The organism is Blautia sp. OF03-15BH (assembly GCF_003463065.1).
Classification (GTDB): Bacteria; Bacillota; Clostridia; order Lachnospirales; family Lachnospiraceae; genus Limivivens.
Genome location: NZ_QSCM01000011.1, coordinates 13,405 through 36,255, shown reverse-complemented (window position 1 = coordinate 36,255; position 22,851 = coordinate 13,405). Strand labels below are relative to the sequence as shown.

23 protein-coding genes and 1 tRNA gene are annotated in these 22,851 nt (G+C 46.2%); 4 read left to right on the top strand and 20 right to left on the bottom strand.

What is annotated here, in order from left to right; translation table 11 throughout:
- Window positions 1-2: 2 nt before the first annotated feature.
- A complete protein-coding gene (locus tag DXA57_RS11935) occupies window positions 3-707 on the top strand; it encodes a response regulator transcription factor (RefSeq protein ID WP_117767602.1) in 705 nt (234 codons plus the stop codon).
- Complete coding sequence (locus DXA57_RS11930) at window positions 704-2,119, top strand: sensor histidine kinase (protein WP_117767601.1); 1,416 nt, start codon at window positions 704-706, stop codon at window positions 2,117-2,119. Before DXA57_RS11935 ends, DXA57_RS11930 begins: the two co-directional genes overlap by 4 nt.
- A gap of 49 nt (window positions 2,120-2,168) precedes the next feature.
- Here the strand turns inward: DXA57_RS11930 and DXA57_RS11925 are convergent, their stop codons facing one another.
- From DXA57_RS11925 to DXA57_RS11895, 8 genes are all read right to left on the bottom strand, one after another.
- The gene (locus tag DXA57_RS11925) at window positions 2,169-2,669 is read right to left on the bottom strand and encodes a tRNA (cytidine(34)-2'-O)-methyltransferase (protein ID WP_117767600.1); all 501 of its coding nucleotides are present in this window, start codon (window positions 2,667-2,669) and stop codon (window positions 2,169-2,171) included.
- A 1-nt stretch (window position 2,670) separates the two neighbouring features.
- Window positions 2,671-3,840: an aminotransferase class I/II-fold pyridoxal phosphate-dependent enzyme gene (locus tag DXA57_RS11920; protein ID WP_117767599.1), complete on the bottom strand. Its 1,170-nt coding sequence runs from the start codon at window positions 3,838-3,840 to the stop codon at window positions 2,671-2,673.
- The gene (locus DXA57_RS11915) at window positions 3,837-4,319 is read right to left on the bottom strand and encodes an Lrp/AsnC family transcriptional regulator (RefSeq protein WP_117767598.1); all 483 of its coding nucleotides are present in this window, start codon (window positions 4,317-4,319) and stop codon (window positions 3,837-3,839) included. The genes DXA57_RS11920 and DXA57_RS11915 overlap by 4 nt, the downstream gene beginning before the upstream one ends.
- Window positions 4,316-4,900, bottom strand: a complete 585-nt coding sequence (locus tag DXA57_RS11910) for an AIR synthase-related protein (protein WP_243005790.1) — start codon at window positions 4,898-4,900, stop codon at window positions 4,316-4,318. The genes DXA57_RS11915 and DXA57_RS11910 overlap by 4 nt, the downstream gene beginning before the upstream one ends.
- 184 nt (window positions 4,901-5,084) lie before the next feature.
- On the bottom strand, window positions 5,085-6,746 hold the full coding sequence (locus DXA57_RS11905; RefSeq protein WP_117767596.1) for a VanW family protein: 1,662 nt from the start codon (window positions 6,744-6,746) through the stop codon (window positions 5,085-5,087).
- Window positions 6,747-6,767: 21 nt separating this feature from the next.
- Window positions 6,768-6,875, bottom strand: coding sequence for a synaptobrevin-B (locus DXA57_RS17825; protein WP_199612727.1), 108 nt, complete (start codon window positions 6,873-6,875; stop codon window positions 6,768-6,770).
- 5 nt (window positions 6,876-6,880) lie between these two features.
- The gene (locus tag DXA57_RS11900) at window positions 6,881-7,594 is read right to left on the bottom strand and encodes a 3'-5' exonuclease (protein ID WP_117767595.1); all 714 of its coding nucleotides are present in this window, start codon (window positions 7,592-7,594) and stop codon (window positions 6,881-6,883) included.
- Between the two features lie 19 nt (window positions 7,595-7,613).
- Window positions 7,614-9,317, bottom strand: a complete 1,704-nt coding sequence (locus tag DXA57_RS11895; protein ID WP_117767630.1) for a B12-binding domain-containing radical SAM protein — start codon at window positions 9,315-9,317, stop codon at window positions 7,614-7,616.
- 179 nt (window positions 9,318-9,496) lie between these two features.
- On the opposite strand from DXA57_RS11895, the gene DXA57_RS11890 reads away from it, so the two are divergent.
- Window positions 9,497-9,569 (top strand) — tRNA-Gly (locus DXA57_RS11890).
- Between the two features lie 132 nt (window positions 9,570-9,701).
- Here the strand turns inward: DXA57_RS11890 and DXA57_RS11885 are convergent.
- The 8 genes from DXA57_RS11885 to DXA57_RS11850 all read right to left on the bottom strand — a co-directional run bounded on the left by DXA57_RS11885 (window position 9,702) and on the right by DXA57_RS11850 (window position 17,862).
- The gene (locus tag DXA57_RS11885) at window positions 9,702-10,187 is read right to left on the bottom strand and encodes a DUF2798 domain-containing protein (protein WP_117767594.1); all 486 of its coding nucleotides are present in this window, start codon (window positions 10,185-10,187) and stop codon (window positions 9,702-9,704) included.
- A 267-nt stretch (window positions 10,188-10,454) separates the two neighbouring features.
- Window positions 10,455-11,807 carry an MATE family efflux transporter gene (locus DXA57_RS11880; RefSeq protein ID WP_117767593.1) on the bottom strand — a complete coding sequence of 451 codons (1,353 nt, stop codon included), beginning with the start codon at window positions 11,805-11,807 and terminating at the stop codon, window positions 10,455-10,457.
- Between the two features lie 387 nt (window positions 11,808-12,194).
- Window positions 12,195-13,370, bottom strand: coding sequence for an NAD(P)-dependent malic enzyme (locus DXA57_RS11875; RefSeq protein ID WP_117767592.1), 1,176 nt, complete (start codon window positions 13,368-13,370; stop codon window positions 12,195-12,197).
- 98 nt (window positions 13,371-13,468) lie between these two features.
- Complete coding sequence (locus tag DXA57_RS11870; protein ID WP_117767591.1) at window positions 13,469-14,599, bottom strand: Ldh family oxidoreductase; 1,131 nt, start codon at window positions 14,597-14,599, stop codon at window positions 13,469-13,471.
- A gap of 134 nt (window positions 14,600-14,733) precedes the next feature.
- Complete coding sequence (locus DXA57_RS11865; protein ID WP_117767590.1) at window positions 14,734-15,441, bottom strand: FadR/GntR family transcriptional regulator; 708 nt, start codon at window positions 15,439-15,441, stop codon at window positions 14,734-14,736.
- Between the two features lie 365 nt (window positions 15,442-15,806).
- The gene (locus DXA57_RS11860; protein ID WP_117767589.1) at window positions 15,807-16,985 is read right to left on the bottom strand and encodes an MFS transporter; all 1,179 of its coding nucleotides are present in this window, start codon (window positions 16,983-16,985) and stop codon (window positions 15,807-15,809) included.
- Window positions 16,986-17,242: 257 nt separating this feature from the next.
- A complete protein-coding gene (locus tag DXA57_RS11855; protein ID WP_243005786.1) occupies window positions 17,243-17,461 on the bottom strand; it encodes a hypothetical protein in 219 nt (72 codons plus the stop codon).
- Window positions 17,462-17,577: 116 nt separating this feature from the next.
- Window positions 17,578-17,862, bottom strand: a complete 285-nt coding sequence (locus tag DXA57_RS11850; RefSeq protein WP_243005785.1) for a TnpV protein — start codon at window positions 17,860-17,862, stop codon at window positions 17,578-17,580.
- Window positions 17,863-18,177: 315 nt separating this feature from the next.
- Here DXA57_RS11850 and DXA57_RS11845 point away from each other — a divergent pair, with 315 nt between their 5' ends.
- Window positions 18,178-18,636 (top strand): ferritin-like domain-containing protein, encoded by a 459-nt coding sequence (locus DXA57_RS11845; RefSeq protein WP_117767629.1) that lies wholly within the window; start codon window positions 18,178-18,180, stop codon window positions 18,634-18,636.
- Between the two features lie 101 nt (window positions 18,637-18,737).
- Here the strand turns inward: DXA57_RS11845 and DXA57_RS11840 are convergent, their stop codons facing one another.
- The 4 genes from DXA57_RS11840 to cysK form a co-directional block, all read right to left on the bottom strand.
- Window positions 18,738-20,048 (bottom strand): O-acetylhomoserine aminocarboxypropyltransferase/cysteine synthase family protein, encoded by a 1,311-nt coding sequence (locus DXA57_RS11840; protein WP_117767588.1) that lies wholly within the window; start codon window positions 20,046-20,048, stop codon window positions 18,738-18,740.
- Window positions 20,049-20,210: 162 nt separating this feature from the next.
- Window positions 20,211-20,666: an RrF2 family transcriptional regulator gene (locus DXA57_RS11835; protein WP_117767587.1), complete on the bottom strand. Its 456-nt coding sequence runs from the start codon at window positions 20,664-20,666 to the stop codon at window positions 20,211-20,213.
- 64 nt (window positions 20,667-20,730) lie between these two features.
- Entirely contained in the window at window positions 20,731-21,639 is a 909-nt protein-coding gene (locus DXA57_RS11830; RefSeq protein ID WP_117767586.1) for a LysR family transcriptional regulator, read from the bottom strand.
- A 227-nt stretch (window positions 21,640-21,866) separates the two neighbouring features.
- Window positions 21,867-22,802 carry a cysteine synthase A gene (gene cysK / locus DXA57_RS11825; protein ID WP_117767585.1) on the bottom strand — a complete coding sequence of 312 codons (936 nt, stop codon included), beginning with the start codon at window positions 22,800-22,802 and terminating at the stop codon, window positions 21,867-21,869.
- Window positions 22,803-22,851 lie beyond the last annotated feature (49 nt).

Below are 22,851 nucleotides of genomic sequence, written 5' to 3'. Positions count from 1 at the left end.
ACATGGCTGCAAAACAGAAAATCATGATCGTGGACGATGACAGCAATATTGCAGAGCTCATCGCCCTCTATCTCAACAAAGAATGTTTTGATACCCGGATCGTGGGCGACGGCGAGGCCGCTCTTCGAAGCTTTGATTCGTTCGCTCCGAATCTGATTCTCCTGGATCTGATGCTGCCAGGTATGGATGGTTATCAGGTCTGCCGGGAGATCCGTCAGCGATCCAACGTCCCCATCATCATGCTCTCTGCCAAGGGTGAAATCTTTGATAAGGTCCTTGGACTGGAACTTGGTGCAGACGACTATATCATCAAACCTTTTGACTCCAAGGAGCTGGTGGCCCGGGTCAAAGCAGTGCTGCGCCGTTTTCAGCCGGACAAAAACGGAACAGACAAGCCCAAAGGAAAAATTGTGGAATATCCGGATCTCATTGTCAATCAGACCAACTATTCTGTGATCTACCGCGGCAAAACCATTGACATGCCCCCAAAAGAACTGGAGCTTCTCTATTTTCTTGCAGCTTCTCCCAATCAGGTTTTCACCAGGGAACAGCTGCTGGATCACATCTGGGGCTATGAATATATGGGCGATACCCGTACCGTAGATGTCCATATCAAACGGCTCCGTGAAAAGATCAAGGATCATGAGGAATGGTCCATCTCCACTGTCTGGGGCATCGGCTACAAATTCGAGGTGAAACATCCATGAAAAAACGCCTCCGGGTAAAATTTGCCATCCTTTACGCTCTGTTTGCCCTGCTGAGTTTTCTTACCGTTTCCACCTTCGGTATGTCTCTTGCCAGAAAATATGTGACAAAAAGCGTCGCGGACGGTCTCTATCAGGATGCCAGCCGGATCGCCTCCGGCTCTCTGATCCAGTCTTATATGAAGTCCTTAAGCTCCCGGGATGATCTCTATCATTTTCTTTCTTCCGCGGCAGCTTACCAGAATTCCACCATCTGGCTGACGGACATCTCCGGAAATATCCTGATCGACACCTCCCGGCCTTTTGAAGAGACCGATGATCCGAAAACGCTTCCGGAAATGGATTCGGAAGCGTTTACAGGCAGCTACTACCAGATCGGCACCTTTTTCGGCTATTATTCCAGTGATGTCCTGAGTGTAGGCAGCCCGGTCACCTCCGGTGACACCGTAAAGGGCTATCTCATCATCCACTGCTATCTCTCAAAGATCGAACGGGAATGTAATTCCATCCTGAATATTTCCTACCTTATTCTTCTTGCGATCCTGGGTCTTTCGCTGATCCTGGTTCTCGGCTTCTGGTTTCTTGTCAGCCGTCCGCTGGACCGGCTCATCTATGCCGCCGAAGAATATGCCGCCGGAAATCTGGATTACAGATTCATCAAAGAACCGGCCGATGAGCTGGAATATCTTGGTGCCAGTCTCCAGGTTCTCGCCGGACAGGCCGGAAAAGGAGGCGAAAACCAGAGAAAGTTCATTTCCAACATTTCTCACGATTTCCGTTCCCCTCTCACTTCCATCAAAGGCTATGTGGAAGCCATTCTGGACGGAACGATCCCGGTGGAGATGCAGGACCGCTACCTGAACATCGTCCTTTCCGAAACAGAGCGCCTGGAAAAGCTCACAAAAGGCCTTCTCACACTGAACACCTTTGATGACAACGGATATCTGATGGAGATGAGCGATTTTGATATCAACGAGGTCATCCGAAAGACTCTGGAAACCTTTGAAGGCCGCTGCAATGCCCGTGGAATCCGTTTTTCGCTTCTTTTTGACGAGCCCTGCCTTCCGGTCCATGCAGATAAGGAAAAGATCCAGCAGGTTCTTTATAATCTCATCGACAATGCGATAAAATTCAGTCCGGATCATTCCATCATTTACATGGAAACCCTGCTGAAGCGTGAGAAAGTCTTTGTTTCCATCAAGGATACCGGCCTTGGGATCCCCCAGGATTCCCTGCCGAAGATCTGGGACCGTTTTTATAAAACAGATCTTTCCAGAGGAAAAGACAAGAAGGGCACCGGTCTTGGTCTTGCTATCGTAAAAGAGATCATACAGGCGCATGGCGAAAATATCAATGTAGTAAGCACCGAAGGCGTCGGAAGCGAATTTACCTTTACGCTGCAGAGTGCCTCATAAAAAACGGCAGAAAACAGAAGTCTGATCCTTTCTGTTTTCTGCCGTTTTTTTATTTCCAGTCGTATCTGGTCAGATGACCATCCAGACGCATGTGGTCAAAATGATTCTGTCTTAAAGCCTCATAAAGCACAACCGCCACGGAATTGGCCAGGTTCAGAGAACGGATGTTCCCGATCATCGGAATCCGAACCGCCCGTTCCTGATTTTCCAGAAGAAGCTCCTCCGGAATGCCGGCGCTTTCTTTGCCGAACATGATATAACAGTCCGGCTCATAAGAAACATCGGTATAAACCTGCGGTGCTTTGGTCGTGGCCATATAGATCTTGGCTCCCGGATTCTTTTCCAGAAAATCTTCATAATTGATGTAGGTCGTCACATCGAGATCCTTCCAGTAATCCATTCCGGCACGCTTCAGATTTTTCTCGGTAAGGCGAAAGCCCAGAGGTTCGATAAGATGCAGCCTGGTCCCGGTAGCCACGCAGGTCCGGCCGATATTTCCCGTATTGGAGGGGATCTCCGGCTCCAGGAGAACGATATTCAGTTTTGCCATCTTATCTTCCCCCTTCCAGCTTCTCAATGAAGTGTTTCAGACGCTCCAGCGCCTTTTTCAGATCTTCCAGGGAATACGCATAGGAGATCCGGAGGAAGCCTTCTCCACAGCTTCCAAAAGCCGTTCCGGGAACGACGGCCAGCCGTTCTTCCCGGAGAAGACGTTCTGCAAACTCATCAGAAGAAATACCGAATTTCTGAATGGATGGAAATACATAAAACGCACCCTTGGGTTCAAAACAGGGAAGTCCCATCTCTTCAAACGCATGGAGCAGATACCGGCGGCGGCCATTATAGGCCTGACGCATCTCCTCCACGTCGGAATCACCGTTCCGGAGAGCCTCCACAGCTGCATACTGGCTGTTTGTCGGTGCACACATAATGGCAAACTGATGAACCTTTGTCATCTGCCGGATAATGGCTGCCGGACCGCAGGCATAGCCCAGGCGCCAGCCCGTCATGGCATGGGATTTGGAAAAACCATTGATGGTAATGGTCCGCTCCTTCATTCCCGGCAGGGAAGCAAACGAAACGTGATTACCGCCGTAGGTAAGCTCTGCATAAATCTCATCCGAAAGGACAAACAGATCCTTTTCCTCTACAACTTCTGCAATCGCCTCCAGATCTTCCCGGCTCATAATGGCACCGGTGGGATTGTTCGGGAAGGGCAGGACCAGGATCTTTGTCTTTTCATTGATGTGTTCCAGAAGCTCTTCTTTTGTCAGCCGGAATTCGTTTTTTGCCTGAAGCTCGATGATATGCGGCTTTCCTCCGGCCAGCGTACAACAGGGGACATAGGAAACATAGCAGGGCTCCGGGATCAGGACTTCATCTCCGGGATCCAGCATGACACGCATGGCAAGGTCGATCGCCTCACTGCCTCCCACCGTTACCAGTGTCTCTGTTACCGGATCATAGTCCAGTGCAAACCGGCGTTTCAGATAACGGCAGATCTCCTCACGGAGTTCTTTCAAGCCTGCATTAGACGTATAGAACGTACGGCCCTTCTCCAGACTGTAGATACCCTCGTCACGGATGTGCCAGGGCGTATCAAAATCCGGTTCTCCAACACCGAGAGAGATCACATTGTCCATTTCACTTACAATATCAAAAAATTTCCGGATACCGGAAGGTGCGATATCCATTACTTTTTTTGTCAGAGGGTCTCTCATAAGGTCACCGGCATCCTTTCATCTCTTGTTTTTTTCTCAAAGATCGTTCCGTGGTCTTTGTATTTTTTCAGGATAAAATGAGTCGCTGTACTCAAAACAGAATCCAGCGTGGAAAGCTTATCGGATACAAAACCGGAAACTTCTTTCAGTGTCTTTCCTTCCAGGATCACCATAAGGTCAAATGCACCGGAGATCAGATACACAGAACGGACTTCCGGATAATTGTAGATCCGCTCAGCGATGGAATCAAAGCCCTGCCCTCTCTGAGGGGTCACGCGGACCTCGATCAGGGCAGTCACCTTGTCTGCGGAGGTCTTGTCCCAGTCGATCAGCGTATGATAACCGCAGATAATGTGTTCCTGCTCCATTTTTGCGATTTCGTTGGCAACGGTCGCCTCATCGGTACCCAGGATCACTGCCAGTTCCTTCAGATCGATCCGGCTGTTTTTTTCCAGAAATGTTAAGATTGCTTCTCTCATCCTTCATTCTCCTTTTTCTCTGTTCTTGCTGGTTTTTCGATGTATCGTTTGATTTCCTGATTGTAAAGGATCCGTTCCGGTCCTTTGCTGACTCTTCCTATCACTGTCGCCGGGATCCCCGCCCGTTTCAGTTCTTCGGTAAGCTCCATGCCATGGAAGGTACCAATGAGCACAGCGCCTTTTGAGTCCATCCGATAGGGATCCAGATCAAAAAGCTCTGTGATCTCTACGGTCTCCTGGCGGATCGGAAGCTTCCGAAGTTCTGCACTCAGTCCCAGGCCAGCCTGGTCTGCGATCTCCCAAAGTGCTTTCAGGATGCCGCCTTCTCCCAATGGATAATACTCCTTTTCCTCTTCACCGGTTCCGGAATCTGTCCCGACACGCCCGGCAATCTCCAGTGTTTCTTTGATCTCTTCCAGATCCGAAAAATGCTGTGCTTCCCGCACCAGAGTCTCCGGAAAGCGTTTCAGAAGCTCTTCTTCCTTTTCTACAGCCAGCTTTGCTGTCCCGGAAAGGGCAATCCATCTGGTCAGGACCAGTTCCATGCCCGGTCTGAGACGGGAGCTGCCGTCTGTTACCATGGTATGCAAATATCTATCCCCTTTCTTTTGCTCCTCCAAGATCGGTGGAGATAAAAATAGGGCACCGTACGCTTTTGATGTCATACGGCACCCTTTCTTTTTCTTTCTATAAATTTCTGTTGACCACCCAACAGCAACGATTCCTTAAGATGTTTTGGCCTGGATATACCAAAATCCTACCCTGCTACTGGATCACCGTTACGTCCTGGCCCGGATCCGGAAGTACATTGTCATCCATATCACCTGATGGATCCTGCGTTGGTGCAGAGGTTTCCGGTGCACTCGTTTCCGGTGCAGAGGTTTCGGGGGCACTTGTTTCCGGTGCACTCGTCTCAGGCGCACTTGTTTCCGGTGCACTCGTCTCAGGCGCACTCGTCTCAGGTGCGGTCGTTTCCGGTGCACTCGTCTCAGGGGTCGTGGTCGAACCGTAGCTTCCATTGATAACCGCCTGAACAGTTGCCAGATCATTATTGGCAATAGCGGTCTGAATCGCTGCGGATGCCTGGGCATTTGGTGAAACAATACCTACCTCATAAATGGCCGGTGATGCCTGATAACTGCTGGAATTGACCTGAATCGTATCTGTGCTTCCATCTGGATTGACAATATCCTCCCAAAGTACAGCCTCCAGTCCCTGATGAGCACTCTGTGTCTGATTCAGATAACCAATGTTCTGATCCGCCTTCGCCACCAGTTTGATATTAGTGCTGGCATCCGTCTGACTCAAGGTCTCGCTCCGGAAAGAAATCGAACGGTTCGGATCTCTGGTCTCATGACCATAAATGGTAAAATTCAGCGTTCCCTGATACCCCACACCATAAATATAGATAGGAGCATCTGTATTATTGGTAAATACAAAATCCATCAGGCCTTCTGCAATGGCTGCATCCTTGGACGGATCCACATAGGAGACCAGCATGGTATGATTGTGACGCTCGTTCACCTGAAGTTCTGCTTTCAGGACCGCATTATAAAGGGTCGTGGAAACCTGACAGATACCACCGCCATAAGTGTCCACCACCTGGCCGCTCTCATAGGAGGGAGCCGGATAATAGCCGTTATCGGCATTGAAAGGCGTTACTGCTGCCGTCACTGAGAAGGATTCTCCCGGCATGAGAAGCGTACCATTGATCTTGGACGCTCCCACTTCCACGTTGGTATTTCTCTCGTAAGAGGAACCATAATACGTGGTCGCTGTTCCCAGCACGTCTTTTACCAGACTCAGCTCTTCTTTCGTAACGGAAGGCTTCTGGACCTCCGCAGCAACCGTAAGCTCCGTACCGTCACCCTTCAGTTCTTTCATAATGGTGGAAACCGACTGATCCACATTGACTGCGATCCCAGTCTCTCCGCCTGTTACCTCCGGATATCCGTTTGAAAATGTGATATCTCCTTCTTCCGGATCCCGGTTATATTTTGCTGCAAGCTTCTCTACGTAGGTTTTGACTGCCTGCTCATTGGGCGCATACGCTACGTCAAAATTCTTTGGTTCCACCTGCAGATCTTTTTTCTCTTTATACTGTTTGATGAGATTGCCGCCCTTGGCTACTTCCAGTGCCTCATGAACAACCTCACGGTTGGTCCACTCCATCCCAAAATCCTCTGCGGTGGCATGGATCTCTTCATCGCCAAGCTTAACGGTATAGTTTCCGCCGGTTCCCTTTCCCAGCTTCTCTTCTACTGCTTTTGTCGCCTGCTCCTCTGTCATGCCGGAAACATTCACGCCTCCGATATAAACATTTTTACTGATTGTCTCTGTATCATCTGCCAGAGCAGAACCTTCCGCTGCCAGAACAAAAGCTGTGCAGGCTGTCAGGATCAGGCTTATTTTCTTTCTTTTTTTCATTCAGTGACTCCTCTTGCCGACTTACTCCAGGTAGCTTAAAACCATGGGCAGGATCATCGCGATCACCAGAAGAAGGCAGATCACTGCTGCAATGGTTTTCTGCGTTTTTTTATTGTTGAAATTCATCATATCTTTCACCTCTTGATCTTTCCATACTGGGAAATAATGTTGTCGATCATTCTGGACGCCTCACTTTTGGTCAGTTTCTCCAGGACAGCATCCGTTTCTATTCTATGATATTTTATCAAATCATTCAAGTACCGTTTTTGTGAAATCGTAACAGGACTCTCTTTCTTCACCTGATAAACCAGCTGTTTCGGCTCAAACGCCACAGGGCTTACAGAGAAAAACTCCCGGCTCAGACATTCATAGAGGTGATAGGCAGAAAGTGCATCCTCATAAGCCCGATGTTTCTTCTCCTGGCTGATTCCATAGTGCAGGCAGAGAGCTTCCAGCGTACGGCTGGGAAGTTCCGGCAGAAATTTCTTTGCAAGAGCCAGCGTATCGATGCCTTCCCGGTCAAAGTTCCGGCCGGCATTGGCCAGCTTCTGTTTCAGAAAACTGTAATCAAAAAGAATGTTATGACCCAGGATCGGTGCTTCTCCGCAAAAATCAAGGAAACCATCCAGTGCTTCCCCAAGAGGAAGACCTCCTTCCGCCATCTCATCTGTGATTCCGGTCAGCCCTACGATAAACTCCGGTATCTTTTTTCCAATATTGATAAAAGCCGCATAGGTGTCTTCCACCCGGCCATTCCGGATGCGTGCCGCTCCGAGTTCCAGGATCTGATCGGTCCTTGGGTTCAGCCCCGTGGTCTCAAGATCCAGGGCTATGATCTCTTCTGTCATTTGTCTTCTCCTTATCTTCTCAATAAATCTGGACGATCCTGGCATCACCGGTCAAAGGATCCCTTTTCTGATAATCAAAAAGGTACCACTCTTCCTTTTCTCCGGAAAGGATTTCCAGATGCGTCTGATTCAGAAGCTGGCGTGCATTCATGCCCTCATACGTTTCCCCGGTAAGATACCGGTGTGCCTCCGCTTCTTTTTTATAAAACTCGTAAATCTCATTTTTTTTGCCGGAAAGATCCGGTGCAAAGGCCGGACGGCTCTTACTCTTTTCCCGGGCATAAAGATCCATCAGTAGTGCCTGCTCAAACGAAACCTTTCTGTCCCGGTTTATGGAAAGGGCAAATTCCCGCAAGATCAGAAGACGCTCCATCCTGGAATGGCTCCGCCCGTTATAGTTCTGCTTCTCGTAGAAATCTGCCAGTGCCTCATAAAGCCCGAAAAAATCTTCAAATTCTTCCGTCAGAAGTTCCACGGTACGTGCAAACTGCCAACTGTTATAATAGACCTCTACCATCTCCTCGATGCCTTTGATCTTCAGCACATCCCCATAGCTCAGCCATTTGGTGGAAAGTACCTCATAAGGCGGACGTTCTGTCCGTACCACACCGAATTCTCCGGCTCTTTGTCCCATTTCTGAGCCTTTTAAAACCTTCAGAAAACCCAGCTGAAACTGCTGCGGCCGAAGACGGTAAACATCGTTAAAGGAACTTCGGAATTCCTCTGGTGTACCATAGGGAAGACCGGCAATAAGATCCAGATGCTGATGGACATTCCGGCCTTTTTGGATCTTCCGCACTTTATCCGCAATGATTTCAAAATCCGCAGTCCGGTGGATTGCTCCCAGAACCGCTCCGTCTGTAGACTGGACACCGATCTCCAGCTGTACCAGGCCGGGCCGCAGGCCATTCAGAAGGTCAATCTCCTCCTCATCCAAAAGGTCTGCCGAGATCTCAAAATGAAAATTCGTAACGCCATTATCCTGTTCTTTCAGAAAACGGAGAAGTTCTTTTGTCCTGGCATGATTCACATTAAAGGTCCGGTCCACAAATTTCACCTGGGGAACCCGATGTTCCAGAAAAAATGCCAATTCCTTTTTCACAAGAGGAAGACTTCGGAAGCGCACCCTCTTGTCAATAGAAGAAAGACAATAACTGCAGGAAAAAGGGCAGCCTCTGCTGCTTTCATAATAGATGATCCGGTTCTGAAATTTTGTCATATCTTCATAGACAAAGGGAAGATCATCCAGTTTTTCGTATTCCCGGATGCCGGTATGACAGAACTTTCCCTCTTCATCACGGTAGACCAGTCCCCGGATGTCCGAGAGTCTTCCTTCTCCGTGATACCAGGACTGAAGTTCCCGAAAAGTCGTCTCACCTTCGCCTGTCATAACTCCCCGGACATTCGGTTCCCGCTCCAGAACCTCTTCACAGTCATACGAGACCTCCGGGCCGCCCAGCCAGATCTCCGTGTCCGGCAGAATCTTTTTCAGATCCTTCAAGAGTGACTGCACATATTCCATGTTCCAGATATAGCAGGAAAAAGCTGCCACGTCCGGTTTTCGCCTGTAAATATCTGCAAGGATATCCTCCCGAAGATGATTGATGGTATATTCTGCGATCTCCACCTCATCCTTCCAGGATCCGGCACTGGCCTTCAGACTGTAGACTGCCAGATTGGAATGAATGTATTTCGCATTGATCGCGATCAGCAATGTTTTCATAAATATTCTGATGAATCCTTTCTGTTCCACTCCCGTTTCCACGGGTCTTTCCATACTGTCGTGGCTCATTATATCTCATTTTGAAAATTTTTTCAATTTTTTTCACTTTACCTGTTGACAAACCGAAAATTCTATAGTAATATATGACCTGTGCTTGAGACAACATCTCAAAAGCAAATGCGCGAGTGGCTCAGTTGGTGGAGCGCGACCTTGCCAAGGTCGAGGCCGCGGGTTCGAGTCCCGTCTCGCGCTTTTCTTACGCCCTGGATTTTCCGGGGCTTTTTTGTATTCCAAGGGAAATTACGCCGGGATCAGCTTTTCATATAAAAAATTCCTGGCTATGGATGACAGACACATCCATAGCCAGGGAAAACAAGGATTCTCTTAAGCCAGCACAGTTCCTTCCGGAAACAGTCTCCGGAAAAGTCCTCGGATAACAGGACCTGCAACCAGAAGCTGAAGAGGCAGTGCCATGATAAAGTTTCTTGGAATATTGAAAATCCAGATCAGAAGCAGCTGATCCCATCCGGCACCCCCGCTGATAACAGCTTCCATTGCTCCGTAAAAGGACATGATGATAACCATTGGAACTACCATACAACAAGAAACTGCCAGGACTTTTTTCAGCGGTACACTCTCTGGTTTTACCAGGAAACGAAAAGCAAAACCTTTTGCCAGACCGGATACCAGAAACCAGTCACAGCACATGGCAAAACAATAGGCAATAGGAAAACCCAGCCAGGCGTCCTTGATGATTTCCAGATTAAACGTACCATGGTGACAGGCAACGTTATAAATGCTCATGAAAAACACCATAAAAAAACACATCATTACAGTAAAAATCAAACTTTCTCTCTTATTCTGCGGCATATTTTCCTCCTCTTCCGGCAATGAATTGTAAAGCGGACATTCGCAATCCGCTTCGCTACTTGCTCATGAACGCAGTCGCTTCGCGATCTGTCAGTGGGAGCTTTCAACTCCCACTGACATAAGCATTCCCAAACAGACATACAAAAAACGGGTGCCGTCCGTAACTTTCGCTACAGACAACACCCGTTGTCAATTCACTACCATTTGCATTTAAAAGTTCTTATAAAATTTTGCAGATGTCATAATAACACAAATTTCTTTTCTCTGTCAACGTTTTTCTTTGGAAATTTTTTCCATTACCCGTCCAAAAAGCACTATGGAAAGCACCGCAGCCACAAGCTCTGTCACCCAGAAGGCCTGCCAGACACCGGCTGCCCCCTGAAAACGACTGAACAGAAACGCCAACGGAAGAAGCACGACCAGATACCGGATCAGAGAGATCGTAAGCGATTCCACTCCTTTTCCCAGCCCTTCAAAAACACCGGAAATCGTCACAGACACACCGGAAAGGATAAACCCTCGACAGATAATGAGCAAGGCTTCTTTTCCCAGCAAAACCGTCTCCTGATTCGATGTGAAAATGCCGATCAGCCGATCCGGGATCAGAAGGCAAAGCACGGTTCCTGCCAGCATGACCACGCTGATCAATTCCAGACCTGCTTGAAAGATCGCTTTCACGCGCTTGTACTCTCCCGCTCCGTAGTTGTAGCCGCAGATGGGACGCATTCCCTGTACGATGCCGTTTCCGGTCAGGTAGATGAAGGTCTGAAGCTTATAATACGCACCCAGCACCAGTACATAGGAGGCGGAATAAGCCGCCAGGATACCGTTCAGTACCATGATCATAAAGGAGGGCAGCGCCAGATTTAGCGAAGCCGGAATTCCGATACCATAGATCTTCTTTAGCGTCTTTCCGCTGTCCTGCATGTTTTTTAAGGAAATTTTTACCGGAATGTTGTCGCTGTCTTTAAAATAAACAGCCAGGTAGATCACCAGAGATACCACCTGTCCGGTTCCGGTGGCCCAGGCAGCTCCTTCGATGCCCATGGCCGGAAGCGGGCCAAAGCCGAAGATCATCAGCGGATCCAGGATAATATTCACAATACAGCCCACCAGCATGCTCACCATAGAAACCTTCATCCTGCCGATCGCCTGGAACATTTTTTCATAAGAGACCCCGGCACCATTTGGAATTGCAAATAGAAAGACGATTCTGGCATACTGGGTACCCAGACGAAGGATCTCAGGATCACTGGAAAACCGTCCCAGAAATGCCGGCATCCCGATGATACAAAGCATACCGATGAGAAAACTGTGAAGGATATTAAAAAACAGCCCGAGGGTTGCCGTCGTATCTGCCAGCTTTTTCAAGCCAGCTCCCAGATAATAGGAAATCACCGCATTCATACCGATCGCAAAACCTACCGTTACAGCGATCAGAAGATTCTGTGCCGGATAAACGAGCGAGAGTGCCGTCATGGCCTGCTCGCTGATCTTCGCCACATAAAAACTGTCAATGATGTTGTACAGAGAATTGACCAGCATAGAGATTGTCATGGGTATTGCCATAGTGATCACCAAAGGCATGATCGGTTTCTCTTTCATAAAACTTTGATCCATTTTTTACCTCCTGCCTCTTTTTTACACAAAAAAGTGCCACACAGCAGAGTCTCCAGAGCTGTGTGGCGAAAAATAAAGCATTTGCTTTAGAAAAATCCACTCCATGTAGCATGGTTTTGGACTTTTATTCTAGCATTTGTTTTTTTGTTCTGTCAATAGGTGAGTGCTAATTATTTTGTGAAGAATTTGCGAAGCCTTGATTTTACGCAATGTCATTAACTTTAGCAAAAAGCAGAAATCGTAATTATTATAAATTATGATTCCGAAATGTGATATTAACCGACAGCCCCTTCTGCTTTGCTTTATTCTATATCTTTTTGTAATCCGTTCATTCGACAACCTCTATCTGGCACGCTTTCATGGCCTTCAGTGATGTATGTATATTTTTTAAATACGAGTTACACCGGTTCTCTTTGCTGCCTCAGCAACCGCTTTGGCTACCGCTGGTCCTACTCGCTTATCAAATGCCTTCGGAATGATATACTCCGGAGAAAGTTCCTCATCTGTGATCAGATTTGCAAGTGCTTCAGACGCTGCCAATTTCATTTCGTCATTGATTTCTTTTGCTCTCACATCAAATGCACCACGGAAGATTCCCGGGAAAGCAAGTACGTTGTTGATCTGGTTCGGGAAATCACTTCTTCCTGTGGAAACAACTTTTGCTCCGCCTGCCTTTGCATCATCCGGGAAAATCTCCGGAGTCGGGTTCGCACATGCAAAAACAACTGCATCTTTGTTCATGGTCTTAACCATCTCTGTTGTAACAGCACCCGGTGCTGAAACACCGATAAATACATCAGCGCCAACCAGCATCTCTGCAAGAGAACCGGATCTTTTAGCCAGGTTAGTAACTTTAGCCATTTCTTCTTTGATCGGATTCATGCCTTCCGGGCGTCCCTCGTAGATTGCACCCTTTCTGTCGCAGAGAGTGATATCTTTGAATCCTGCTGTCAGAAGGAGACGTGCAATAGAAATTGCAGCAGCTCCTGCTCCGTTCATAACGATACGAACATCTTCTTTTTTCTTTCCTACAACCTTCAGTGCGTTGGTCAGACCGGCAAGAGTGATAATCGCTGTACCATGCTGATCGTCGTGGAAAATCGGGATATCACATTTTTCTTTTAATTTCTTCTCAATTTCAAAACATCTCGGTGCTGAAATATCTTCCAGATTTACTCCGCCAAAAGAACCGGAGATCAGATAAATTGTATTAACGATCTCATCTACATCATTGCTCTTGATACAAAGAGGGAATGCATCTACATCGCCAAATGCCTTGAAAAGTACACATTTTCCTTCCATTACCGGCATTCCGGCCTCTGGTCCGATATTTCCAAGTCCAAGAACAGCTGAACCGTCAGTTACTACCAGACACATGTTCCATCTTCTGGTAAGATCATAAGATTTATCCACATCCTTCTGGATTTCGAGACAAGGCTGTGCAACACCTGGTGTATAGGCAAGTGACAGATCATCCTTATTTTCTACAGGTACTCTTGTTACAACTTCAATCTTACCTTTCCATTCTCCATGCAGTCTTAAAGATTCTTTTGCATAATCCATTTCTATTGTCCTCCCTGGTATCTTAAATTTTGCGAAACCGTATCATTCGACTCTTCTATTGTTGCTGTTCACTCCGTTCACAGCAATCTTCTAATCTATTAATAATTACCGGTAAAGAATTTGCTTTCTTTTGGAAGCTCATATCCATCAAAATATTTATTAAAGTCAAGTCCGAGATATTCACACAGATTAGCAAGTTCGACCATCGTATTATCGTTTACAGGTAATCCATGCTCTCTTCTATCTTTTTCTGCCAAAACTTCTTTTTCACCATGTGTATAAATACGATCTTTGCCTTCTGCCTTCGGACTTTCTCTCAAAGTTTCCAGGTATTCTGAAAAGTGTCTGCGGATTGCTTGAGGATCACCAAATGCAGCCGGATCGATTGCCATAAATCCATGACAGATTCCTGTTTTATCCGGGAATGTGCAGCAATGATCCGAAGTAACGCCCATAGAAAGAATGGAACTGAATAGTTCACACAGCATACCATATCCATATCCCTTGTGGCTTCCTGTAACCTCTTCATTTCCACCAAGGGGCATGATTCCACCGCCCTTCTTTGCAACAATATTGGAAAGGACATCCGGTGCATCTGTACTTGCATGACCATCTTTGTCCAGGGCCCATCCATCCGGAAGTGGTTTCTCCTTTTTGTTGTACATTTCGAGTTTTCCTCTTGTAACTACCGTGGTAGAACAGTCAAAGAAAAACGGATACGGGTCTGCCGGCATAGCTACTGCGATTGGGTTTGATCCAAGCATGGCTTTTTTGCCAAACGTAGGAACCATAATAGCCTCTGAATTTGTACAGGCCATTCCCAGAAGTCCCTCATCGCACGCCATCTTTGCATAATATCCGGCGATACCGAAATGATTGGACTCACGGACAGTTACAATTCCAACTCCGGTCTTTTTGGCTTTTTCGATTGCTTTTTTCATTGCATAAACGGAAATAAGCTGTCCCATTCCATTATGACCATCAATCACTGCAGATATCGGTGTTTCAAATACAATTTCAGGCTTTGCCTGCGGATGGATCGTTCCCTTTTCGATTCCCTTATGATAACGCACCATTCTCTGCATGCCATGACTTTCTATTCCATAAAGGTCAGCCGTAAGAAGCACATCCTTGATCTGATTGCTTTCTTCCTCTGTAAAACCAAACGCCTTGAATACGTCTCCGCAAAAATGATTCAGTATCTCATATGACCATTTCACATATCCCATTGTTTCGTCCCTCTTTCTGGTTTTGCCGATTTTATTTATTGGCATTACCAATTTGTATTTTAATTATACCACTGGTATTACCAAAATACAATAGAGGTCATATCAATTTATCCTGTAAAAATGCCCAAAATTTCTCAGGATGTTTTTTGCATTTCTTCCATATAACGTTCAATCGTATCCATATGTTCGGACATACATCGTTCCGCCTGTTCTGCATCTCCGTTGATGATTGCCTCAACAAGCCGATGATGCTGGTCATCAACCTCTCTGGCAGAATTATTCTTTTTCATAATGTAGTCTCTCGTCCCGGAAACAATATTCTCAGTAAGCTGATCTGCTGCCGCAAGGACACAGTAAACCATCGGGTTACCTGCGATCTTTGCAATCTTCTTGTGAAGTTCGCGATCCAGTTCACCCCGTATCTTTTCATCTTCTGCGGCGTTCAGCCGTGCAAGAATCACCCATAATTCTGCTGCATCCAGCGGTGTGCACTTTCGTGCCGCAAGAATTGCCGCTTCTCGCTCCAGTGCCGCACGGAACTGCTGATTCTGGCGCAGATATCCATTATTTAATTTAAAAAGTATGGATAAGGGTTCGATCAGCCAGGTATCCAGGTCCTCCGTAATATAATTTCCGCCTCCCGGCACCGGCTTGACTATTCCCAGCAGTTCCAATGCTCTCAAAGCTTCTCTGACTGCCGGTCTGGATACTCCCATGATCTCCGCCATTGTCCGCTCCGCCGGAAGGGCATCGCCCGCTTTGAGACTGCTATTCTGAATGTTCTCTATAATCTGATTTAAAATCCCGTTGAAAGCCCGTTCATCTCTAATTTCTTTAAACATGCTCCATTCCTCCACATCCCATTTCCGTCCGTGTATTCTTACAGGCGGTATCATTTTTTCACCGTCTTTCCCATACATTTTATTTTGGGTACAACTGTACAGTACGACAGATATTTCTTATAATATAGCATTCCTGACAGTTTACAGCAAGTGGAATGGATTTTGACCAAGTTGCTGTGAACGGAGCGAACAGCAATCACAGGATTCATTAAGGAATATATGCATCTTTAACAGCGTTGAATAATTTCTGCAATTATGCTAAATCCCTCTATGCGCTCTTTATCATCAGGAAATATCCGACCCACAAATAAAAAAAGAACTGTCGAATATTAAAAACGACAGCTCATTCCAAGTCACTTTATATTTCACCCATTATTATGCATACTGCTTTTCTTCGTCAACGCCTCATGCATCACAAACATCAAAATCAAAATAATAAACAAGTACACCGGCAATAACGCAACCGTGATATGATTTGCAATCAATCCAAAAACAGGTGGCATCAACAATGTTCCCACATACGCACTTGCCATCTGTATCCCGATAATTGCCTGTGATTTGTCTGCACCAAAATGCGTTGGCGTAGAATGGATTATGCATGGGTAGATTGGTGCACATCCAAGTCCGATCACTATCAGGCCAACCAATGACAATGTCTGACCAAATGGTAAGAACATAATCAAGATTCCGACCGCGATCAGCACTTGTCCTAACCGAATCATCTGAACATCATTTAATTTCATTGTAACAAATCCACATAGCGCACGTCCAATGGTAATTCCTATGTAAAACATGCTTGCAAATGTTGCTGCTGTTTCTGCAGATACACCCTTATATAATGACAGATAACTGCTTGCCCACAATCCCGCGGTCTGTTCCAATGCACAGTAACAGAAAAAGCATACCATGATTTCTTTTGCTCCCGGTATTCGGATAACTTCTCTTAAAGATAAGGCTTTTGCTGAGACTTCCTGTCCATTGTCATCTATAATCTCTGGTCGATTCTTCCACAGAGGAAGGCTGAAGAACAAAATCATTGTAAGTATAATCTGCAATACAGATATCACACGATATCCACTATTCCAACTTCTTCCGTTTGTCAAGACATATCCCATAATGTATGGTCCTGTTGCCGCACCGATTCCCCACATACAATGCAGCCAGCTCATGTGTTTGCTCTCATAATGTAATGCCACATAATTATTCAGAGAAGCATCTACGCTTCCTGCACCGAGTCCGTAAGGAATCGCCCACAAACATAAAGCCACAAAAGAATGACTGGTGGAGAATCCAAATAACGCGACCGCCGTCATCGCTACGCTGATTGCAGTTACCTTTCCCGTTCCTAATTTTCTCGTCAGTCGATCACTTTGCAAACTGGAAATAATGGTTCCAAATGCTATGATCATCGAAATTGCACCTGCATATGATATCGACACGTGTAATTCCCGATACATGGATGGCCACGCTGCTCCAAGCAACGCATCCGGCAATCCCAAACTAATAAATGATAAGTAAATGATAAGTAATAATAGTTGAAACATCGATGTGAACTTCCTTTCCTATAATAATTGATATTTTAACTTATTAACACTTTTTATAATATGTAAATAATATCATGGTTCTCTCAATATTCCCCGATATTCCACTTGACTCGCTTTTAAATATCCATTTGCCAGCATAAGACTCCAGATAGCGTTTTCGCCTTGATCCAACTGCTCGAATACAAGCTGCTCATCAAAATTTACAAAGAGTGCTAGGTGCCAGGCACCAATAAATTTTTATACCAATATCAATTTCATTATACTACAATTTTTTCAACTCCAGAATCATCTTTAATCTTGGCTACAGATTCTTTTACAAACGGTCTTTCCAAAAATGCATCTTCCTTTTCTCTGGTTTCCAGATACGGATCTGCTTTATTCCTGTACTCTCTGGAAAAATAGTCATTCAAAGCTACTACAACAGCTCTGGTATATAATTTATATTTTCCCTGTCCATCGTCTGCAAATATTCCCATGCCTGCCTGTCCTATTCATCGCAAAGATTCAAACGGATATTTGTATTGATGATTTTCCGTTCTTTTCTCATACATGCATTCCTCCGTTTCTCTGGATTTTCCTTACGGTCATTGCTTCATAGCCTTTCGCTGTAGCACAGATAAATCAATTCCTTGAGAATAATCTCTTCCGCAATCGCTCTGTGCTGATTAGCAGCTCTTACCCAGGCAATCTGATCTTTCTCTTTATCCGGTAATGGTTCTTTTTCTTCCAACAGTTTCAGGATCACTTCTTCCCGTTCTCTGGCTGTCTTGTCTACTTCCAGAAGGTGTTCTCCAATTGTATCCTGTAAAAGTATCACTTGATAGGTTGAATTTCGATGGTTTTTCAGATAATCTCTACGAAGAAAAGTATACGTCATAACAGTGGACATTCGCAATCCGCTTCGCTACTTGCTCATGAACGCAGTCACTTCGTAGCCTGCGTTCATATTATTAGCACTCTCCATTTCTCATCATTTTTTGACCACAAATTTACGACAAATCTGACACTGCTTTACAATACCAGACAAAATGACCGATACCCCGGAAAGCCTGTAAAACAGATACTTCCAGGGTACACAAGACAGGACAAAAATCGCCTTCCATGATCAAGAGATTTTATGCATAAATCCTCCAATCCTGGCCATACTTTTCCTGTAACCAATCAGGAAAGGATGTAAGAAATCATGATGAGTATTGTTTTGAAAGAAAAAGAGCGGGCAGTGATCCAGGATCTTCAGACACAGGAAAAAAGCTGCGTGGAAAAGTATGGAAAGTATGCAGAGGCTGCGCGGGATCCGGAGCTTAAAAATCTGTTTCAGAACATCCAGAAGCAGGAAGAAGAGCATTACCAGTCCTTAAGCCAGGTGCTTTCCGGTACGCTTCCGGCCTGTAACTGCAATGACACCCAGGGCCGTGATTATGAGCCAAAGGCTTCCTATAACGGCATGATGAGCCCGGAAGACAAGCAGCATGATGCTTTTCTGGCCACTGACTGCATTGGAACGGAAAAACTGGTTTCCGGAGAGTACAATACCAACGTTTTTAATTTTGGTGAAAGCGGTCTTCGCAAACTTCTGGCCGATATCCAGATTGAAGAACAGAATCATGCCGAGATGCTTTATAAGTACAAAACTGTAAATCAGATGGCCTGAAACCCAGGAAAAGAAAAAGTCCCGTATCCGGCGCCATGACAGCGTAGATACGGGACTTTTACCGTAAAGTTTTTTATAGGAAGGATTGGTAGGCAAAAAGATTATTCTGCAATGGCTTTGAAGGCCTCATCCATATCTTCAATGATATCATCGATGTTTTCGGTACCAATGGAGAGACGAATGGTATTGGGTTTGATCCCCTGGTCAGCAAGCTCCTCTTCATTGAGCTGTGCGTGGGTGGTGGAAGCCGGATGGATCACCAGAGACTTCACATCTGCCACATTTGCCAGCAGAGAGAACAGTTCCAGATTATCAATGAATTTCTTGGCTGTCTCGGCATCACCTTTGATCTCAAAGGTAAAGATGGAACCGCCGCCGTTCGGGAAATATTTCTTGTACAGTGCCTGCTGCTCCGGATCTTTGGAAACAGAGGGATGATGTACTTTTTCTACCTGCGGATGGTTATTCAGGTACTGAACGACCTTCAGAGCATTCTCCACATGACGTTCTACACGAAGAGACAGTGTTTCAAGCCCCTGCAGGAAGAAGAATGCATGGAACGGAGAAATGGTAGCTCCCGTATCTCGAAGAAGAATAGCGCGGATCTTGGTCACGAAAGCGGCAGGACCTGCAGCTTTTGTAAAGCTTACACCGTGGTAGCTGGGATTCGGCTCCACCAGTGCCGGGAATTTACCGCTTGCCTCCCAGTCAAATTTTCCACTGTCCACAATCACACCGCCGATGGTCGTACCGTGACCACCGATGAATTTTGTAGCGGAATGAACGACAATATCTGCTCCGTACTCGATGGGACGTACCAGATACGGAGTTGCAAAGGTATTGTCCACTACGAGCGGAATCTTATGTGCATGAGCGATCGCTGCCAGCTTCTCGATATCCACAACATCAGAGTTGGGATTTCCAAGCGTTTCCACATGGATGGCTCTGGTATTTTCCTGAATGGCATTCTCTACCTCTTCATAATTAAACGGATCTACAAAGGTTGCTTTGATACCGTATTCCGGAAGCGTATGCGCCAGCAGGTTATAGGTTCCTCCATAAATATTTTTTGCGGCAACGATGTGTTCCCCTGCATGTGCCAGATTCTGAAACGTATATGCGATGGCTGCTGCACCGGACGCAACTGCCAGTGCTGCCACGCCGCCTTCCAGTGCTGCGATTCTTTTCTCGAAAACATCCTCTGTCGGATTGGTCAGACGGCCATAAATATTTCCGGAATCACTCAGATCAAATCTTGCTGCTGCATGATCGCAGTTGCGGAATACATAGGAAGAAGTCTGATAGATCGGAACCGCTCTTGCGTCTGTCACCGGATCCGGCTGCTCCTGTCCTACATGAAGCTGTAATGTTTCAAATTTTAAATTTCTGTCGGCATAATGCTTTTTGCTCATGATGGATACCTCACTTTTTCTTTTTTATCGAATAATAAAGCGGACATGCACAATCCGCTTTCGCGACTGTTGGATGAATTCCTATCTGTTTGTGGTGATATCATAGCATGCTTTCACAAACCTGTCCAATAGATAAAAAAAACAGCCAGATATAGGTTTTCCCTATATCCAACTGCCTTTGTTAAGCTCGATCTGCTGACAGTAATCTTCCTTGTCCTGCTGCCACTCCAGCAGATCTGCCAGCGTGGTATGATCTACCACTTCATTGACTGCCTCACTGATCTTTTTCCAGAGCATGGCTGTCGCACAGGTAGATATGCGTTCACAGCTTCCGTCTTCCGCACAGTCTACCGGAGCCAGGCTCCCCTCTGTCACCCGAAGGATCATCCCGACGGTATAATCCTTTGGCTCCATTTTCAGAAGATAGCCCCCCTGAGCTCCTCTGACACTCTTCACATAACCTGCTTTGTTCAGGCTGGAAATGATCTGTTCCAGATATTTTTCGGAAATCCCCTGTCTTCCCGCAATATCCTTGATACTGACCGGCTTTCCATTCTCTTCCATTGCCAGATCCAGCATCAGCCGAAGCGCATATCTTCCTTTTGTTGAAATTCTCATACAACCTTCTCCTTTTCCAATACATATGATTCCGTATCTTCACAGTTACGTGCTCTTTTTTTCCTCACTGCGGAACGTGACAGACAGCACGCAGCTCCTCCAGATATTTCTGTCCCAACGGACTTAAAGCGATCCCTTTTCGTTTCAGGTAACCGATGGTCATGATCTCATCGGATCTTAACCGTACTGCACAGTAATCTTCACCGTTCAGCTCCTCACAGAGAATGCCAGAGCAGAGCGTATACCCGTTCAATCCAACCATCAGATTCAGCATAGTCGCCCGGTCGTTGGCCCGGACCAGCCGTTTATACTGATAAGTACTCAGCACTTCCTCTGCAAAATAAAAGGAATTGTTGGTTCCCTGGTCAAAGGAAAGACAGGGATATTCCTCCAGTTCTTCCAACGCGATCTCCTTTTTCTTTGCCAGGGGATGATCCCGCCAGAGATATACATAGATCCCGCAGTCCTGGATCGGCCGGAATTCCAGGTTGGATTCTGCAAAAAGCTTCGTCAGCACCTTCCGGTTAAAATCATTCAGATACAGAATTCCAATCTCGCTTTTGAAATTCCGTACATCCTCGATGACTTCATAAGTTTTCGTCTCATGAACGGCAAATTCATACTCATCCATACCGAACTGCTTGACCATTTCCACAAAGGCTTTTACCGCAAAGGTATAATGCTGCATGGAAACACTGAATTTTTTCTTTACATCTTTTTTTTCAATATACCGGTCTTCCACCAGCTGGTACTGCTCCACCACCTGTCTGGCATAGCCAAGAAACTCTTCCCCCTCCGGTGTCACCGTCACTCCCCGGTTGGTCCGTTTGAAAAGTTCCAGACCGATCTCGTTTTCCAACTCCTTGATCGATGTGGAAAGACTGGGCTGAGAAATAAAAAGGGAACGGGAAGCTTCATTCATGGAATGGGTGTCTGCGACACAGATGGCATAACGCAATTGCGCCAGTGTCATGGAAATCCCTCCTTCTCAAGGAAACACCCCAAGGCAGCAAATGCCCCGGGGCTCCTGGATTATAAATCTCTTTTTGTAACTGTTCAGAGCCAAGCAAAATTTCAAAAAACAGGTATAAAATGCTTGCATTTTTAAAACTGTTTTTGAAATTTTATTTGGCGGATACGCCACACCGACGAAATGCGCAGCATTTTGGAGGTTGGTTCTGAACAGTTACCTTTTTTTACTTACTCTTCCGTAAAAAGCGGAGTGGAGTAATAACGGTCACCGGTATCAGGAAGAAGCGCAACGATGGTCTTTCCCTTGTTTTCCGGACGTTTTGCAAGCTGGATTGCTGCATAGAGAGCCGCACCGGAAGAAATTCCTACCAGGATTCCTTCTTTCTTCGCCATTTGTTTGCCAATGCGGAAAGCATCCTCATTCTCTACCGGAAATACCTCGTCGTAAATGCTGGTGTTCAGTACATCCGGCACAAAACCTGCGCCGATACCCTGGATCTTGTGGGCTCCTGCGGTTCCTTTGGAGAGGACCGGAGAAGTAGCCGGCTCTACGGCAACCACTTTCACATTCGGATTCTGCTTTTTCAGATACTCACCGGTTCCGGTGATCGTTCCGCCGGTACCTACTCCGGCTACGAAGATATCGACTGCTCCGTCCGTATCGTTCCAGATCTCCGGACCGGTGGTCTCAAAGTGTACTTTTGGGTTTGCCGGATTTACAAACTGTCCCGGAATATAGCTGTTCGGGATCTCCTTTGCCAGCTCATCGGCTTTTGCAATGGCACCCTTCATTCCCTTACTTCCCTCGGTGAGCACCAGCTCTGCTCCGTAGGCTTTCAGGATATTCCGGCGCTCCATGCTCATGGTCTCCGGCATAGTCAGAATGATACGATATCCCTTTGCGGCAGCAATGGAAGCCAGACCGATTCCGGTATTTCCGGAGGTCGGCTCGATGATCACAGAACCCTCTTTCAGTTTGCCGGAAGCCTCAGCCTCTTCGATCATGGCTTTCGCGATACGGTCTTTTACACTTCCTGCCGGATTAAAATATTCCAGCTTTACAAGAACGGTTGCCTCCAGCTTCTCTTCTTTTTCAATGTTTACAACTTCCACCAGGGGTGTATTTCCTACCAGACCAATGCTTCCTTTATAAATCTTAGACATATCAGTTTCCTCCTTGATATATATGGCAGATAATCTGTCGTTTTATTTT

What these genes read in the sequence shown, in the direction of transcription:
- DXA57_RS11935 (WP_117767602.1), top strand. Translation starts at nt 3, where the DNA reads ATGGCTGCAAAACAGAAAATCATGATCGTGGACGATGACAGCAATATT.
- DXA57_RS11905 (WP_117767596.1), bottom strand. Translation starts at nt 6,746, where the DNA reads ATGAAAAAAAGAAAGAAAATAAGCCTGATCCTGACAGCCTGCACAGCT.
- DXA57_RS11850 (WP_243005785.1), bottom strand. Translation starts at nt 17,862, where the DNA reads ATGACGTATACTTTTCTTCGTAGAGATTATCTGAAAAACCATCGAAAT.
- DXA57_RS11925 (WP_117767600.1), bottom strand. Translation starts at nt 2,669, where the DNA reads ATGGCAAAACTGAATATCGTTCTCCTGGAGCCGGAGATCCCCTCCAAT.
- DXA57_RS11855 (WP_243005786.1), bottom strand. Translation starts at nt 17,461, where the DNA reads ATGGGAATATTTGCAGACGATGGACAGGGAAAATATAAATTATATACC.
- DXA57_RS11860 (WP_117767589.1), bottom strand. Translation starts at nt 16,985, where the DNA reads ATGTTTCAACTATTATTACTTATCATTTACTTATCATTTATTAGTTTG.
- DXA57_RS11835 (WP_117767587.1), bottom strand. Translation starts at nt 20,666, where the DNA reads ATGAGAATTTCAACAAAAGGAAGATATGCGCTTCGGCTGATGCTGGAT.
- DXA57_RS11930 (WP_117767601.1), top strand. Translation starts at nt 704, where the DNA reads ATGAAAAAACGCCTCCGGGTAAAATTTGCCATCCTTTACGCTCTGTTT.
- DXA57_RS11880 (WP_117767593.1), bottom strand. Translation starts at nt 11,807, where the DNA reads ATGGATCAAAGTTTTATGAAAGAGAAACCGATCATGCCTTTGGTGATC.
- DXA57_RS11875 (WP_117767592.1), bottom strand. Translation starts at nt 13,370, where the DNA reads ATGGATTATGCAAAAGAATCTTTAAGACTGCATGGAGAATGGAAAGGT.
- DXA57_RS11870 (WP_117767591.1), bottom strand. Translation starts at nt 14,599, where the DNA reads ATGGGATATGTGAAATGGTCATATGAGATACTGAATCATTTTTGCGGA.
- DXA57_RS17825 (WP_199612727.1), bottom strand. Translation starts at nt 6,875, where the DNA reads ATGATGAATTTCAACAATAAAAAAACGCAGAAAACCATTGCAGCAGTG.
- DXA57_RS11915 (WP_117767598.1), bottom strand. Translation starts at nt 4,319, where the DNA reads ATGAGAGAAGCAATCTTAACATTTCTGGAAAAAAACAGCCGGATCGAT.
- DXA57_RS11865 (WP_117767590.1), bottom strand. Translation starts at nt 15,441, where the DNA reads ATGTTTAAAGAAATTAGAGATGAACGGGCTTTCAACGGGATTTTAAAT.
- DXA57_RS11900 (WP_117767595.1), bottom strand. Translation starts at nt 7,594, where the DNA reads ATGACAGAAGAGATCATAGCCCTGGATCTTGAGACCACGGGGCTGAAC.
- cysK (WP_117767585.1), bottom strand. Translation starts at nt 22,802, where the DNA reads ATGTCTAAGATTTATAAAGGAAGCATTGGTCTGGTAGGAAATACACCC.
- DXA57_RS11895 (WP_117767630.1), bottom strand. Translation starts at nt 9,317, where the DNA reads ATGAAAACATTGCTGATCGCGATCAATGCGAAATACATTCATTCCAAT.
- DXA57_RS11830 (WP_117767586.1), bottom strand. Translation starts at nt 21,639, where the DNA reads ATGACACTGGCGCAATTGCGTTATGCCATCTGTGTCGCAGACACCCAT.
- DXA57_RS11885 (WP_117767594.1), bottom strand. Translation starts at nt 10,187, where the DNA reads ATGCCGCAGAATAAGAGAGAAAGTTTGATTTTTACTGTAATGATGTGT.
- DXA57_RS11840 (WP_117767588.1), bottom strand. Translation starts at nt 20,048, where the DNA reads ATGAGCAAAAAGCATTATGCCGACAGAAATTTAAAATTTGAAACATTA.
- DXA57_RS11920 (WP_117767599.1), bottom strand. Translation starts at nt 3,840, where the DNA reads ATGAGAGACCCTCTGACAAAAAAAGTAATGGATATCGCACCTTCCGGT.
- DXA57_RS11910 (WP_243005790.1), bottom strand. Translation starts at nt 4,900, where the DNA reads ATGGTAACAGACGGCAGCTCCCGTCTCAGACCGGGCATGGAACTGGTC.